This window comes from Pseudonocardia alaniniphila (genome assembly GCF_022524485.1).
In the GTDB taxonomy this organism is placed as follows: Bacteria; Actinomycetota; Actinomycetes; order Mycobacteriales; family Pseudonocardiaceae; genus Pseudonocardia; species Pseudonocardia alaniniphila.
Genome location: NZ_JAKXMK010000035.1, coordinates 35,435 through 50,570, shown reverse-complemented (window position 1 = coordinate 50,570; position 15,136 = coordinate 35,435). Strand labels below are relative to the sequence as shown.

At 70.6% G+C, this 15,136-nt stretch carries 13 protein-coding genes; 8 read left to right on the top strand and 5 right to left on the bottom strand.

From position 1 onward, the window contains the following. Window positions 1-26: 26 nt before the first annotated feature. The 3 genes from MMF94_RS33345 (at window position 27) to MMF94_RS33335 (ending at window position 2,832) form a co-directional block, all read left to right on the top strand. Window positions 27-803 (top strand): hypothetical protein, encoded by a 777-nt coding sequence (locus MMF94_RS33345; RefSeq protein ID WP_241041425.1) that lies wholly within the window; start codon window positions 27-29, stop codon window positions 801-803. A 74-nt stretch (window positions 804-877) separates the two neighbouring features. After that, window positions 878-2,134, top strand: a complete 1,257-nt coding sequence (locus MMF94_RS33340; RefSeq protein ID WP_241041424.1) for a cytochrome P450 family protein — start codon at window positions 878-880, stop codon at window positions 2,132-2,134. Further along, on the top strand, window positions 2,131-2,832 hold the full coding sequence (locus MMF94_RS33335; protein ID WP_241041423.1) for an alpha/beta fold hydrolase: 702 nt from the start codon (window positions 2,131-2,133) through the stop codon (window positions 2,830-2,832). Before MMF94_RS33340 ends, MMF94_RS33335 begins: the two co-directional genes overlap by 4 nt. A 97-nt stretch (window positions 2,833-2,929) precedes the next feature. Here MMF94_RS33335 and MMF94_RS33330 read toward each other — a convergent pair whose 3' ends face one another. From MMF94_RS33330 to MMF94_RS33320, 3 genes are all read right to left on the bottom strand, one after another. Continuing rightward, window positions 2,930-3,748 (bottom strand): Fpg/Nei family DNA glycosylase, encoded by an 819-nt coding sequence (locus MMF94_RS33330; RefSeq protein WP_241041422.1) that lies wholly within the window; start codon window positions 3,746-3,748, stop codon window positions 2,930-2,932. Between the two features lie 13 nt (window positions 3,749-3,761). Then, window positions 3,762-4,253 (bottom strand): ribose-5-phosphate isomerase, encoded by a 492-nt coding sequence (locus MMF94_RS33325; RefSeq protein WP_241041500.1) that lies wholly within the window; start codon window positions 4,251-4,253, stop codon window positions 3,762-3,764. 69 nt (window positions 4,254-4,322) lie between these two features. Continuing rightward, window positions 4,323-5,636 (bottom strand): AI-2E family transporter, encoded by a 1,314-nt coding sequence (locus MMF94_RS33320; protein WP_241041421.1) that lies wholly within the window; start codon window positions 5,634-5,636, stop codon window positions 4,323-4,325. A 130-nt stretch (window positions 5,637-5,766) separates the two neighbouring features. Between MMF94_RS33320 and mobA the strand changes: the two genes are divergently transcribed. Next, window positions 5,767-6,642 carry a molybdenum cofactor guanylyltransferase gene (gene mobA / locus MMF94_RS33315; RefSeq protein WP_241041420.1) on the top strand — a complete coding sequence of 292 codons (876 nt, stop codon included), beginning with the start codon at window positions 5,767-5,769 and terminating at the stop codon, window positions 6,640-6,642. Window positions 6,643-6,687: 45 nt separating this feature from the next. Here mobA and MMF94_RS33310 read toward each other — a convergent pair whose 3' ends face one another. Next, a complete protein-coding gene (locus tag MMF94_RS33310) occupies window positions 6,688-8,205 on the bottom strand; it encodes an Nramp family divalent metal transporter (RefSeq protein WP_241041419.1) in 1,518 nt (505 codons plus the stop codon). Between the two features lie 244 nt (window positions 8,206-8,449). Between MMF94_RS33310 and MMF94_RS33305 the strand changes: the two genes are divergently transcribed. Both MMF94_RS33305 and MMF94_RS33300 read left to right on the top strand, forming a co-directional pair. Continuing rightward, window positions 8,450-10,339, top strand: coding sequence for an ABC transporter ATP-binding protein (locus MMF94_RS33305; protein WP_379660609.1), 1,890 nt, complete (start codon window positions 8,450-8,452; stop codon window positions 10,337-10,339). A gap of 264 nt (window positions 10,340-10,603) precedes the next feature. Further along, complete coding sequence (locus tag MMF94_RS33300) at window positions 10,604-11,245, top strand: DUF981 family protein (RefSeq protein WP_241041418.1); 642 nt, start codon at window positions 10,604-10,606, stop codon at window positions 11,243-11,245. A gap of 15 nt (window positions 11,246-11,260) precedes the next feature. Here the strand turns inward: MMF94_RS33300 and MMF94_RS33295 are convergent, their stop codons facing one another. Further along, a complete protein-coding gene (locus tag MMF94_RS33295; protein ID WP_241041417.1) occupies window positions 11,261-11,827 on the bottom strand; it encodes an ArsR/SmtB family transcription factor in 567 nt (188 codons plus the stop codon). A 70-nt stretch (window positions 11,828-11,897) separates the two neighbouring features. Between MMF94_RS33295 and MMF94_RS33290 the strand changes: the two genes are divergently transcribed. Together MMF94_RS33290 and MMF94_RS33285 are read left to right on the top strand one after the other, a co-directional pair. Further along, window positions 11,898-13,340 carry an alpha/beta hydrolase family protein gene (locus MMF94_RS33290; protein ID WP_241041416.1) on the top strand — a complete coding sequence of 481 codons (1,443 nt, stop codon included), beginning with the start codon at window positions 11,898-11,900 and terminating at the stop codon, window positions 13,338-13,340. Window positions 13,341-13,882: 542 nt separating this feature from the next. Beyond that, the gene (locus MMF94_RS33285; protein WP_241041415.1) at window positions 13,883-15,133 is read left to right on the top strand and encodes an AI-2E family transporter; all 1,251 of its coding nucleotides are present in this window, start codon (window positions 13,883-13,885) and stop codon (window positions 15,131-15,133) included. Window positions 15,134-15,136 lie beyond the last annotated feature (3 nt).

Genomic DNA, 15,136 nt, shown 5'->3' with positions numbered 1-15,136 from the left:
GACTGTTTGCGAGGGAGTGGTGGGGAATGGCGGGCACGATACTCACCGTGGTCGTCCTGGTACTGATAGTTGCCGGCGCTGTCTGGCTCATCCGCCAGCGCGCGGCCACGCGCGAGCGTGAGCTGGAGGACGCGAAGTCCGAGGCGCGGCGCTGGGTCGAGCGGCTGGGCGGCCAGGTGCTGAATCTGGTCGGCACCGACGAGGCGTCGAAGCAGGCGCTCGCCGATGCCGCCGAGCGGTACAACGCCGCGGGTTCGCAACTCGACCAGGCCAAGACCAACGCCCAGGCCCGACACGTCACCGAGACGGCGTACGAAGGCCTCTACTACGTGCGCGCGGCCCGCACCGCGATGGGCATCGACCCGGGGCCCGACCTGCCCCCGCTGCCCGGGCAGCAGCGCGCCGGTGCCGTCACCGAGGACCGGAACGTCGACGTCGAGGGCCACTCCTACAGCGCTTCCCCGGAGGCTTCCGAGCGCAACCGGCACTACTACCCCGGCGGAATGGTCGCCGGACGGCCGGTTCCTCGCGGCTGGTACTCCGAGCCGTGGTGGCGCCCGGCACTGGTGGCCGGGGCGTGGGGGCTGGGCTCGGCCCTGCTCTTCACCTCGTTGTTCTCGGGCATGTCCGGGGTGGCCTACGCCGACGGGTTCGCCGACGGCGCCGCCCAGGGCGACATGGGCACCGACGGCGGCTTCGACGGCGGCGACCCGGGAGCGGGCGACCCCGGCGACTTCGGGGGCGGGGACTTCGGCGGCGACTTCGGCGGAGGCGACTTCGGCGGAGGATTCGGCGACTTCTGACGCCTGCCTCACGGGCCGCACCGGGCGCGGGCCAGGCACCGCCGCTCGGCACCGGGCTCCCGTACGGTTGGACGATGATCGTCGGGGCGGGTCCGTCACCCTTCACGGAGACCAGTACGTCGGCACGGAGGGCGGCCTACGCCGAGCTGGCGGCGTCGGGGCCGGTACAGCAGACGGTGCTGTTCACGGGCGTGCGGGTGTGGCTGATCACCGGCCACGCCGAGGCCCGTGAGCTGCTGACCCACCCCCACGTCGTCAAGCCGCATCTCGACGGCCCGCATCTCGACGAGGTCCCGGCCGAGCTCGGCGCGGCACGGGACTCGCACATGCTCATGAGGAACCCGCCCGACCACACCCGCCTGCGGCGTCTGGTGTCCGCGGCGTTCACCCGCCGCAGGGTCGACACCCTTGCGCCACGGATCCAGGCGATCACCGATGCACTGATCGACGACGTCGAGGCCGCCGGAGCCGATGGCTCGCCGGTGGATCTCGTGGCGGCGTTCGGCTACCCGCTGCCGATCGCCGTCATCGCCGAGATGCTCGGCATACCCGCCGATATGCGCGACGACTTCCGCACGTGGACGACGATCGCCATCAACGGGTCGGTGTACCCGGCGGACGTCTACGTCGACGCCGCTGAGCACCTCGTCACGTACGTCCGCCAACTGATCGCGGAGAGGCGTGCCGAGCCGGCCGACGACCTCCTGTCCGATCTCATCGCGGTGCGGGACGGGAGCGACCGGCTCACCGAGGACGAGCTCACGTCCATGGTCAATCTGCTGCTCCTCGCCGGGTTCGAGACCACGGCCAACCTGATCGTGCTCGGCACGTACGCGCTGCTGATGCATCCCGCCCAGCTCCAGTTGCTCCGCGCCGAGCCGGCGCGGCTGCCCGCCGCGATCGAGGAGATGCTCCGGTACGACGCGCCGGTGCAGGTGGCCATCCCGTCCGTCACCACGGCACCCGTCGAACTCGCCGGCGTCACGATCCCCGCCGGTGAGGTGGTGATCCCGGTGCTCTTCAGCGCCAACCACGACCCCGCCCGGTTCGAACGTCCCACCGAGTTCGACATCGGTCGTGCGGACGCAGCCCAGCACATCGGGTTCGGCCACGGCATCCACCACTGCCTCGGCGCACCCCTCGCCCGGCTGGAAGCCCGCATCGCGATCGGCTCACTGCTCGCCCGGTTCCCTGACCTGCATCTCGCCGAGCCCGATGCCGACCCCGCCCGCAGCCCCGCGCTGCTGGTGAACGGACTGACCACGCTTCCGGTAATCACGGGCGGACATTCGCAGGCCACCTCGCCGTCGGCCGACCGGCTCCGCTCATGACCACGTTCGTCCTCGTCCACGGTGGCTGGCACGGCGGCTGGTGCTGGCGGCGTGTCACCCCGCTCCTGCTCGAGCATGGCCACGACGTGCACACGCCGACACTGACGAGGGTGGGCGACCGGGCCCACCTCGCCACCCCGTCGATCGGCCTCGGCACGCACGTGCAGGACGTCGTCGCGGTCCTGGAGCTCGACGACCTGAGGGACGTCGTGCTCGTCGGGCACAGCGCGGGTGGGGCGGTGGTCCGGGGCGTGGCCCAGCGGTGCGCCGATCGCCTCCGCGAGGTCGTGCACCTCGACGCTTTCGTGCCGGAGCCGGGCCGGTCGGTCCTGGACACGATGTCGGCGGGGCGCCGCGAGTACTTCCTCGACATGGTCGACGACCTCGGGCGGATCGTGCACGACTGGGACACGGCGCTCGACAGCTGGGCGGTCACCGACCCGGCCGACCGTGCGTGGGTGCGACCCCGGCTGCGCCCGCACCCCATCGGCGGTCTGTCGGAGCCGCTCCCGCACGACCCGGTGCCCGACCTGCCCCATCGCTTCATCCACTGCACCGTGAAGCCGGGACATGACAGTTTCGCCGGGTTCGCGGCCGCCGCGGCCGACGACCCGAAGTGGCGGCTCGACACGATCGACACCGGCCACGACGCGATGGTCACGGCGCCGTCGGAACTGGCAGCCCTCCTCGTCACGTAGCCGGTGACCCCGCGACATGGACACACATCGCGGAACGGGGGCAGGTGGGTCAGCGACACGTGTCCATGTCGCGGCTGCCGGGCCGGGGACGTGATCGTCAGGCGGTCGCTGCCGGCTGGCAGGTCGGGCACCAGAACAGGTTGCGTGCACCGTGCTCGACGTGCGCGATCGGCGTGCCGCAGACGAGGCAGGGGTGCCCGGCACGGCGATAGGCGTACACCTCGCCGCCGTGGCGGTCCTGGCGCGGGGCGCGGCCCATCCGCCGGGGATCGTGCTCGGGGGCGACCGTGTCGATCCGGCCGCGGCGCACACCGTCGCGCATCAGAGCCACCAGATCGGCCCACAGCGCGTCCCACTGTGGCTTCTCCAGTGCGCGGCCGGGTAGCTGGGGGTCGAGCCCGTGGCGGAAGAGGACCTCGGCCCGGTAGACGTTGCCGACCCCGGCGATCACCGACTGGTCCATCAGCAGCGTGGCGAGCGGGGCACGGGAGCGCGAGATCCGTTCCCAGGCGCGGTCCGGATCGGCGTCGCGACGCAGGGGGTCGGCACCGAGCCGGGCGCGGATGGCCTTGGCCTCGGCGGCCGTGATCAGTTCGCAGGCCGCTGGGCCGCGCAGATCGGCGTAGTGCGTCGCCCCGGCCATCCGCATCCGGACGAGCCCGCGCGGAGCCTCGACGGGCAGGGGCTCGTCGCTGAACGTCCCGTACAGCCCGAGGTGGACGTGCACGACGAGCCCGGGACCGTAGTGGTGGAACAGGTGCTTGCCGTGGGCCTCGGCCCGCAACAGCACGTGGCCGTCGATGGCCGCCGCGCTCGCGGCGAAGCGGCCCTGCGGGCTCGACACGGCGACGGGTGCGCCGGCGAAGCGGCGGCGGTGGAGCCGGGCGAGCCGGTGGAGGGTGTGGCCTTCCGGCATCTACGGGAGATCTCTACGGCGCGGCCGGGATCTGGCCGGGCGGCAGCGGGGGCGGGGTGCCCGTGCGCTCGTACTCGGCGAGCAGGTCGATCCGCCGCTGGTGGCGGGGCTCCTCGGAGAAGGGCGTGGCGACGAACGCGTCGACGAACCGGGTGGCCTCGTCCAACGTGTGCATCCGCGCGCCGACGGCGACGACCTGCGCGTCGTTGTGCTGGCGGGCCAGGGTGGCGGTCTCGACGCTCCAGGCGAGCGCGGACCGGATGCCGGGCACCTTGTTGGCGGCGATCTGCTCGCCGTTACCCGAACCACCGACGACGACGCCCAGGCTGCCCGGGTCGGCGAGGGTCCGCCGGGCCGCCTCGACGCAGAACGGCGGGTAGTCGTCCTGCGGGTCGTAGGTGGCAGGCCCCACATCGATCGCTTCATGGCCCTGGCTGGTCAGGTGCGCGACCAGGTGGGCCTTGAGCTCGAAGCCTGCATGGTCGGAACCGAGGTAGACGCGCACGAGAAGAAATACTGCCCCACGCGACTCCGCCCCGGCCCGGACGGGGTTGCACACGGACGGGTGGTGGCCTCAGTGGCGAGGGTCGTCCCGCTTCGCGGCATCCGTGTCGGCCTCGGGGCTCCCGTCCCGGTTCGATTCGTCCTGGTCCTCGGGGGCGGGGTCAGGAATGTGAGTGGCCGGCCCGACGGGCTCGGGTGCGTCCGGGTCGGGCACCGAGCCGTCCGGCGACGGCGCGTTGGGCACGGAGAGGACCGCCTGCAGCGACTCCAGCGGCGGATCCACCCGTGGGGCCGTCTCGCCGCCCGCCCGGGCGTCGATCCGCTCGCTCAGGTAGCGCAGCACCACGGCGCCCGCGGCGGCCACCGGAACGGACAGGAACGCTCCCGCGATCCCGAACAGCGTGCCGCCCGCGGTGACGGCGAGCAGCACGACCGCGGCGTGCAGGCGGAGGCTGCGCCCCTGCAGGATCGGCTGCATCACGTTGCCCTCGAGCTGCTGCACGGCGACGATGATCGCCAGGACGATGAGCGCCGTGGTGAAGCCGTTGCTCACCAGCGCCACGAGCACCCCGAGCGCGCCTGCCACGATCGCGCCGACGATCGGGATGAACGCGCCGATGAACGTGATCACGGCGAGCGGGACGGCCAGCGGGACCCCGAGGATCACCAGTCCCAGCCCGATCAGGACGCTGTCGACGAGCGCCACGATCGCCTGTACGCGGATGAAGTCCGAGACGGTCTTCCAGACCCGCCGCAGCACCTCGGCGAGGTGACTTCCCGCGCCCTCGCCTGCCACCCCGAGTAACCACGGCAGGAAGCGCGGCCCGTCCTTGAGGAACAGGAAGACGAGCACCAACGTGAGCAGGGCGGTGACCACTCCGGAAGCCACGCTCCCGAGCCCGGCGAGCACGCCCGTGGTGATCGTCGACAGGCTCTGCTGCAACTGGGTGGTGATGTTCTGCAGCACCGCGTCGAGCTCGCCCCGGGCGAAGTCGACCTGTGGTCCGGCCAGCCACTGCTGGATCGCCGTGAGACCGCTGGACGCGCTGCGCGTGATCTCGGGAACGCTGCCGGCTACGGACGTGGCGATCAGCGTGATGAGTCCGGCCAGCACGACCATCCCGGCGAGCAGCACGGTGGCCGAGGCCAGCGCAGGCGGGAATCCGTGCTTGCGCAGCCACGACGTGGGCGGCCACAGCACCGTGGTGATGATCACCGCCAGGATCACGGGGAAGATGACCGACCACAGCAGACCGATGACGGTCCAGATCAGGAACGCGCCCGCTGCCACCAGGATCACCCGGAGACTCCAGCGAGCAGCCCAGGTCAGGCCCTCGCCGATCGCGGTTCCGCGGCCCCGGCGCAGGCGCTCGCTGGTGGTCACGACGACTCCTCTTCTCGGTCCGGAGGCACCGCTGCGTGTCGTCCCGCCCGGCACGCCAGCCTTACCCGCGGACAAGGTTCTCAGACATCGGAGATCTGCACCTGACGCCGTACCGCCTACGATTCCGGAGGTGAGCACCGACAGCGCCGTCACAGGCCGCGACGGTCCGGCTGCAGGAGTCGTGCTCGTCGGCGGTAGATCGTCGCGGATGGGTGAGCCGAAGGCCGCGCTCGAATGGCACGGCTCCACATTGGTGCGCCGCACCGCCGCGCTGCTGGCCCGCACGGTCGACGGGCCGGTCGTCGTGGTCCGTGCGCCCGGCCAGCCCCTGCCCGAACTGCCCGCCGGGGTCGCGGTCGTCGAGGACCCCGTGGAGGGGCTCGGGCCGATGCAGGGCATCGCCACCGGACTCGCCGCCCTGTCGGACCGCGCACTCGTCGCGTTCGCCTGCTCCACCGACCTGCCGTTCCTGCATCCGGCGTACGTCCGGCGGGTGCTCGCCGCACTCGACGCCGACGTCGACGTCGTGCTGCCGCACGTCCACGGGCGCCGCCAGCCGCTCGCCACCGCGTATCGCACGGCGCTCGCGCCCGTCGTGGCCGGGATGGTGGCGCACCGACAGCTCAAGCTCACGAAGCTGTTCGACCACTGCCGCGTGCGCCGGATCGACGACGCGGCCCTGCTCTCCGACCCCCGGCTGCACGCCCTGGATCCCGCACTCGACTCGGTGCTCAACGTCAACGAACCCGACCACTATCGGGACGCCCGGGCCCGGCCGGCCCCGGAGATCACCGTGCAGCACTACGGCCTGCTGGCCGCCGCCGGCAAGCACGAGCCCACCATGGTGGAGGCGGCCACGCTGGGCGCCGCCGCTGCCGCCGTCGGGCTGGCGCTCGACCGGCACGTCGTCGCCGCCCTGAACGGCGACCGGCTCACCCGCGACCCGGAAATGCCCCTCGTAGCCGGTGACGCCATCGCGTTCCTGTCGACGGACGCAGGCGACTGAGCCCGCCTCACGAGCGCGAGCACTGCCGCAGGCTTCCTCCGAGGCTCAGAACGTGATCAGCGGGTCGCCGAACGCGTCCGCAACGAAGTTGACGAAGAAGAACCCGAAGAACAGGAAGTTCAGCAGCAGGATCACGTAGTGCCACGGCCGCGGCCGGGCCACCTTCGGGAGCCTGCTGTTGAGGTAGATCAGCATGAACGGGAAGATCAACGCGCCGAGATTCGACATGTTCGCCGAGAACTGGACGAGCGCCACCGGCACCGCGAGGTGCAGGATCACCGAGATCGCGACCAGCAGCACGATCATGAACGGGTAGTAGAAGCGCCGAGGGTCGCCCTCGACGAGCTCGCGCAGGCGCGGGCTGAGCGTCGGCGCGGCGTCGGTGACCACCCGCACCATGCCCTCGAAGATCCCGAGCTGCGTGGAGAACAGGACGAGCACGCCCATCAGGAGCAGCAGGTAGAACATTCCGGAGCCGTACTCCGGCTGCAGCGCGCTCGCCACGAACGTGGGCACGTTGGCGGTGGTCGGCTGCTCGCCCGAGATCGCCACGGCCTGGGCCATCAACACCGTCGGGAGCAGCATGCCCAGCATCGCTCCCACGAAGAACACGCCCCACATGTCCACCATGAGGTAGCGGTACCAGCGCCGCCACCGGCCCGCGTTGCGCTCGTCGTCGGGGAAGGTGACGCCGACCGAGCTCAGCTCACGACGGCTGCTGCGCATCCCGGCGATGTAGCCGGTGCGGTGGCCCATGCCGTAGCCCTTGTCGCGGTAGTGGCCCATCACGTACCAGTTCAGTCCCGACGCCAGCGCGGTGAACCCGGCCAGGGCCCCGAGCTGAGTGGCGGTGATTCCCGCGGGTGGCGCGGCAGGGGTGACGAACCCGCGGATGCCCTCCCACCACACGCTCCACGGCACGACGATGAGGTCGACCACGACGAGCGCGACCAGGATGAAGCCCACCATCACCCAGTTGCTCAGCTCGAGCGCCCTGCTGATCCGGCGGGCGGCCGCGGTGATCAGGAAGACCACGATGAGCAGGCCGATGGCGTACCACCGCGTCTGCTGCACCTCCGACGCATCCGCGACGCGGCCGTTGACGAGTGCGAAGAGGCCCTGGCCCGCCGAGGCGGCCCATCCGCCCGCGATGAAGGCGAAGATCACGACGAAGACGGACAGCGGGATCCACAGCATCTTCCCCGGCGGCACCCGCCCCCAGCCGACCACGGGCGCCTCACCGGTGGCCACGACGTAGCGGGCGCACTCCACGTTGTAGAAGGTCTGCAACACGGCGGACACCACGATCACCCAGCCGACGCCGACGAACCCGTACTGCCCCACCGCCTGCGGGCCGAGCAGCCATTCGCCGCTGCCGATCGAGATGCCCAGCGCGATCAGGCTCGGACCCACCACGAACATGACGATCTGCCGGAACCCGATCCGCTTGACCTGGAACACCTCCTCGGGTGTCGGCAGGTCCTGGACTGCGAGTTCGGGTCGGCTGACGCCGAGCGGGTAGGTACCGGCGCCGCGCTGCACCTCGGTCATGGCTGTCCCCATGTCCACTTTGTGAGTCTTGTCACTTATGGTCTCCCTGGCGGCGGCGGAGGTCAAGAGGCGCCTTGACATGTAGTTGACTTCAACTTCTAGCGTCTGCTCCAGACCCCGGGGAAAACCGGACGCGAACTGTCGGTCCCCCTCGCCACACTGACGGGCGAGGTTTGTTCCACACCGATGAATTCGGCCGGTCCCCCACGTCCTATGGGTGCGCGGCAGGTGCGGCGACCGGAACGAGGAGCAGCTCATGAGCATGGAGATGGTTGCGTGGAACTCGCTGTACCACGCGGCAACCGCCCACGGGGAGAAACGACCCTTCTCGATGGCCACACTGCGCCGGATCGTGGCGTTCGTACGGCCGCACCGCCGTCGGATGGCCGCATTCCTGCTGGTCAGCGTCATCGGCGCCGTGCTCGCGGTCGCCACTCCCGTGCTCGCGGGCCGGGTGGTCGACGCGATCGTCAACCAGGGCCCGCTCGGGGTGGTGGTCGGCTTGGCAGTGCTCATCGCCGTGATCGCCGTGGCCGTGGCTGCCAGCGGGATCGTGCAGCGCTGGCTCTCGGCGTCGCTCGGTGAAGGACTGATCCTCGACCTGCGCACCGCGGTGTTCGACCACGTGCAGCGCCAGCCGGTCGCGTTCTTCACCCGCACCCGCACCGGCGCGCTGGTCAGCCGGCTCAACAACGACGTGATCGGTGCCCAGCGGGCGTTCAGCGACACGCTGTCCGGAGTGGTGGGCAACCTCGTCACGCTCACCCTCACGCTCGTCGTGATGCTCACGCTCTCCTGGCAGGTCACATTGCTCGCGCTCGTGCTGCTGCCGGTGTTCGTGCTCCCCGCCCGGCGGATGGGCCACCGGCTCGCCTACCTCGAGCGCGAGGCCGCCGACCACAACGCAACCATGGGCACCCAGATGACCGAGCGGTTCTCCGCTCCGGGCGCCACCTTGATCAAGCTCTTCGGCCGCCCCGCCGACGAGACGCGCGAGTTCGTCGCCAGGGCCGCCCGCGTGCGCGACATCGGGGTGCGCACCGCCATGGTCCAGTCGGTCTTCATCACCGCACTCACGCTCGTCTCGGCGCTGGCTCTCGCGCTGGTCTACGGGCTCGGCGGCTACATCGCGATCAGCGGCGGAATGCCCGCGGGCGACGTCGTAGCGCTGGCGCTTCTGCTCACCGGTCTCTACGCCCCCCTCACGGCGCTGGCCAGCGCCCGCGTCGAGGTGATGAGCGCGCTGGTGAGCTTCGAGCGCGTGTTCGAGGTGCTGGACCTGCCGCCGCTCATCGCCGAGCCCACCGAGCCACTGTCGCTACCCGACGGGCCGCTGTCCGTGGAGTTCGACGAGGTCCGCTTCGGCTACCCGGCCGCCGACAAGGTGTCGCTGGCCTCGCTGGAGGAGGTCGCACAGCTCGATCGCCGGGGCGGCGAGGAGGTGCTCCACGACATCTCCTTCACCGCCGAACCCGGGCAGATGATCGCGCTCGTCGGCTCGTCCGGGGCCGGCAAGTCCACCATCGCGCAACTGCTTCCCCGGCTCTACGACGTCGACTCCGGTGCGGTGCGGCTCGGCGGGGTCGACATCCGCAGCCTCTCCTTTGACACGATCCGCGGAGCGCTGGGCCTGGTCACGCAGGACGGCCACCTGTTCCACGAGACGATCCGGGCCAACCTGCTGCTCGCCCGTCCCGGGGCCTGCGACGACGAGCTGTGGGAGGTGCTGCGCCGGGCGCGCCTGGACGAGCTGGTGGCTTCCCTGCCCGACGGTCTCGACACGGTGGTCGGTGAGCGTGGCTACCGGCTCTCCGGCGGAGAGCGTCAGCGGCTCACCATCGCCCGGCTCCTGCTCGCGCGGCCGCGCGTGGTCGTTCTCGACGAGGCCACCGCCCATCTCGACTCCACCTCGGAAGCCGCCGTGCAGGAGGCGTTGGGCGAGGCACTCGAAGGGCGCACTGCGATCGTCATCGCCCACCGGCTGTCCACCATCAGGGCCGCCGACCAGATCCTGGTGCTGGAGGGCGGCACGATCGTCGAGCGCGGCACCCATACGGAGCTGATCGCGCAGGACGGCCGCTACGCCGAACTTCACCGCACCCAGTTCGACCAGCCGAACGACCCGGTCGAACTGGCCGGCGTCTGAGCATTCACCGCGGCATCACCGCGGCAGCCGCACGGCATGAGAGTGGCAGCAAAAGCTGCCACTCTCATGCCGTCTACAAGATCATCATCGGCGATGCGTCGGACACGGTGACCACGTGAATCGTCACGTGAGCCGGCCACCGGACCACGACGCCACCGCTCGTCCGTACTTGACAGACGTGTCTCCGGCGGCCACTGCCGTTACATCAATCGCGCAAAGCATGTGCTTCGATCACCCACCACTCGGGACACCGGAGACGCATTGATGATCCTCTACAACACGCTCGTGGGTTTCTGCGCCGGAATCGTGATCCTGACAGTTGCGGATGTCATTCGCCGACACCCTCGTGCCGCCCTCTCGGGGCACGGGGTCGTTCTCGTCGCCGTCGGCGCACCGCTGACCGTACTGAGCGCGGTAGCCGCGCTCAGCTGGCCCCTCACCGTCAATCCACCCATCAACGTGGCCTTCTTCGAGCCCTCCCTGCTGCTCGGAGTGCTCGCCCTCGTCGCTGCGACAGCACTGCTCCGGCAAGGCGACACCGAGCTCGACTCCGCCGGCTACTCCCGGCTCCGCCCACTGACGTGGCTCGTCTTCGCGGTCGGCCTGATGCTCGTCTCGATCGGTTCGGCGATCTTCTCCTACGGCCTGGTCGGTGATGCGCCACGAGCGGAGCCGATCACCGGCCGGTTCCAGGGCTGGGAGAACTCCACCTTCGGAGTGGTGTACTTTCTGGCAGCTGCCGGCTGCCTGGCGGCACCGCAGATCCACACCATGACTGCCCGATTCGTCATGCGCTGGTCGTGGACGGTATCGGGCGCATTCTTCCTGCTCTTCAGCGTTCTCAACTACAGAACGCACATCGGGATGCTGGTGAATGTCGGCACCGGGTCGAACCACCAGTGGTAGCCCGGTGAAGCGCTCTCAGTCCACATCGGGGAACGCTACGAAGCGCAGCAGCACTCGGCGGGAGTCATCGGCCGGAGGATCGGCCTCGCCCGCGTAGCGCCCGTAGAGCGCCATGTAGTCCTCCCAGAACTGGCGCAGCTGCGGCAACGTGAGCCGCAGCGCGCCCCGGGCGAACAGCAGTGCGTCGCCCCACTCGTCCAGCGAGTCGCGCTGCTGCTGGAAGCGCGCGAAGGCCGCCACGTCCTCAGCGACGTTCAGCCGGCCGAGCTCATCGAAGGCGGCGCGTACCTCCTCGTCCATGCGGCTGCGTGGCGGGAACCGGATGTCGCGCGTCCGGGCCTGCCACCACCGCTCCCGGCCCCGCCCCCGCTCGGGCACCTCCTCCACGAACCCGTGCTCGGCGAGCTGCCGCAGGTGGTAACTGGTGGCCCCGGTGTTCTCGCCGAGCACCTGGGCCAGCGAGGTCGAGGTGGCCGGGCCGTCCCGGTGCAGCTGTCGCAGGATCCGCTGCCGCAGCGGATGGCCGAGCGCCCTCAGGGCTGCCGGATCGGTGAGCTCTCGGGGTTCTCCCTGATCCGTCACCGCGCCGAAGCTAGCAGAGTCCCTGTTGCAAACAATTCTTTGCACAGGAAACTCTGTATGAGGAGCGGACATGGGACTTCGACGCGGACTGGTCGCCCTCGGCGCCGGCGCGGCGCTGCTGACAGCACTGATGGGCACGGCAGCGTGGACGGCGACGCCTGCCGCCGCAGCCACGCGGGAGTGGACGCCGACGCAAGCGGATCCTGCCGTCCGCGAGATACAGCTGAGCGTCCCCACCAGCGACGGACTGGTTCTGCCTGCCACGCTGCGAGTGCCGGCAGACGCGCGACCGAAGATGCCCGGCATGGTGCTGGTACACGGAGCCGGGCCCGGCCCCCGCGAGAAGTACCGCGCCGAGGCGGAGGCTTTCGCGCGCGCAGGCATCGCCACGTTGGCCTACGACAAGCGCACTGCCGGCTACTCGCTCTTGGAGCGGTCGTACTCCCGCCTCGCCGACGACGCCATCGCCGCCGCCGATCTCCTCAGGGGGCGGCCGGAGGTCGATCCGGACGCCGTCGGGTTCTGGGGGTTCAGCGAGGGCGGGTGGGTCGCGCCAGTGGCCGCGGAAAGGGCGCCGCAGGCCGCATTCCTCGTGGTCGTCGGTGCGAACGGCGTGGCACCGCTGCGCCAGCAGATCTGGGCCGACACGATCAAGATGGAGCACGCCGGTGTCACGGGCTCGCTCGTCGAGACACATGCGCGCACGCCCTACCGGGTGCTCACCGCCATGGGTCTCTTCCCCGAGCCGTACTTCGACCCCGGCCCCGCGCTGCGGAGCCTCACGCTTCCGGTGCTGGGCATCTGGGGTGCGCAGGACCGGCTGACCCCGCCCGTCGAGAGCGTCACCGCGTACCGGGCCGGCCTCGACGAGGCCGGCAACAGCCACTACACGCTGCGCACCGTCGAGGGAGCCGAGCACGGGTTACGGACCACCACCACCGGCTTCGACAAGGGCAACACGTTCGCCCCCGGCTACGTCGACCTCGTAACGTCCTGGGTCGCCGATGTCGCCGGCGGACGGCCACCGGCCACGAGCGTGGCCGGCGTCGGCGAGCAGCCCCGGGCGACCGCTGCCGTGCCACCGCCTTTCTGGTACGAGTCGGCCTGGGTACAGGTGGGCGCGCCTGCGGTGCTCGTGCTCGGCTTCGCAGGGTTCGGCCTGACCGGGGCGTGGCGCCGGCTTCGCGGACGTCCGGTCCTGCGCTCCTCCTGGCCTGCCGGCGTGCTGGCGGGTGCGGGTCTCACCACGGTGGTGGGCACTTTTGCCTATCTCGGATACCTACAGGCGACCGCCGGCCGCACCGTGACCCCTGGACCGATGCTCGCCGGACGGCCTCTGGTGTGGCTGGCGCTGCAGGCGCTGGCGGTGGTCGCGGTGATCGCAGCGATCATGGTCGCCGTGCGGTGGCGGGCCGCCGCGGGCAGCTCGGGCCGGACACGAGTGACGGTGCTCCTGGCAACGGGCGCGGTGTTCGTGCCGTGGGCCGCCTTCTGGGGCCTGCTCGTGCCCTGACGTCGACTCGGGTGCACGAAATTGTGACCACCGCCGCTTCTCATCCCACGCATGTGGGATGTCCCGCCATCGACTCGCGCGCAGGCTCGGGCTTGTCGGCAACCAGGACGATTCGTCCTACGATTCCCCTTTTCGATCTATCTTCTGCGGAGGGCAAATGTGCAGAGAAACTCTGTTCCATTGTCCCTGCGGTTCTCCGGGGAGATCGACGAATACCTCGAACCCGCGCGCTCGACGCGGTGATCCGGCAGGTCGCAGACGCGCCACCCGGTCTCGGCGAGCTCGACCTGTTCCCGGCACGAGGTGAAGAATTTGCAGATCCGGCTCCGCCGCGCACCGGCCAGGGATTTCGCGCGTCACCGTGCTACACCGTTACCGAGGTGCGCTACCTGACCGCGTAGGTTCGTGTTCGGGGCAACTCGCAGCCGGTTGGTTCGGTGAAAGGCATCCCACGAGAATGAATGACCGCACGGCCCACCAGCCCCGATCTCGGCAACCGCGGTTCGCTGACGGCACGAGATCGCCGACGGCTCCATCCGGTCGTGGCTGATCGCCGGCGGCTCGCGGCGACAGCGGCTCGGCGGCGGCTCGCGACACCGGTGCCCCGGCGCCGTCGAGCCGCCACCGTGGCAGGCACGGCTGCGCCGCTCGGGGTCACCCGCGGCTCGGCAATCCTCCGCCCCGAATCAGGTCGCGGAGTCCCGCGCGGCCTCGTTCTGGCCGCAGGGTGGTCGTGGCGGCTGCTGGTGCTGGGGGTCGTGGCGTACCTGGCGATCCGGGTGCTCGCCCTGCTCTGGCTGGTCCTCGTGCCGATCGTGGTGGCGCTCCTGGTGACGGCGCTGGTCCGCCCCCTGGCCGTGCTCCTGCGGCGCCACCTACCCGGGCCGCTCTCGGCTCTGCTGACGCTGCTCGTCGCCCTCATGGTCCTCGCCGGACTCGGGTGGGTGATCGATCTGCGGTTCACCCAGGAGCTGCCCTCGTTGATCGAGGAGGTCGTCCGCACGGTCCGCGAGCTGGGCGCCACGCTGGCGCGTCTCGGTCTCGGCGAGGAGCAGCTCGCCGAGCTGCAGGCGAACCTGATCCGATGGTTGCAGGACAACCGCAGCGAGCTGATCGCGTACCTCACCACCGGCACGGGATTCGCCGTGGAGATCGCCACCGCGATCGTCCTGACCTTCTTCGTCACGTTCTTCCTGCTCTACGACGGGGAGCGCGTCTGGCGCTGGCTGCTCATGCCGTTGCGCCCCCGCATGTCGGCACGGGCGGACCGCGCCGGGCGCATCGCCTGGAGCACGCTCACGGGATACGTCCACGGCACGGCGATCATCGCCACCATCCACGGCATCGTGATCGGGCTCGTGGTGTCGCTGTTGCACGTGCCGCTGGCCATCCCGCTGGCCGTGCTGGTGTTCATCGGCAGCTTCATCCCGATCGTGGGCGCGCTGGTGTCGGGCGCGGTGGCCGTGGTGGTCACGCTGGGCACGCACGGCCTGCTGGCGGGGCTGATCGTTCTCGGTGTCCTGGTCGTCGAGGACCAGTTGGAGGCGCATCTGCTCCAGCCGCTGATCGTCGGCCGGTACGTGCGGCTGCACCCACTGGCCATCGGTCTCGTCCTGGCCACCGGCACCGTGCTGGGCGGGCTCGTCGGAGCCATCGTCGCCGTGCCGGTCGCGGCGATCGTCCACCGGACGTGGCCTGCGCTGCTGGGGCACGACGAACACCCGGCGGCACCGCCGGCACCCAGGCGCAGATCGTTCCTGCGGGCGAACCGTCCGGCAGCGCAGGAGGAGTGACCG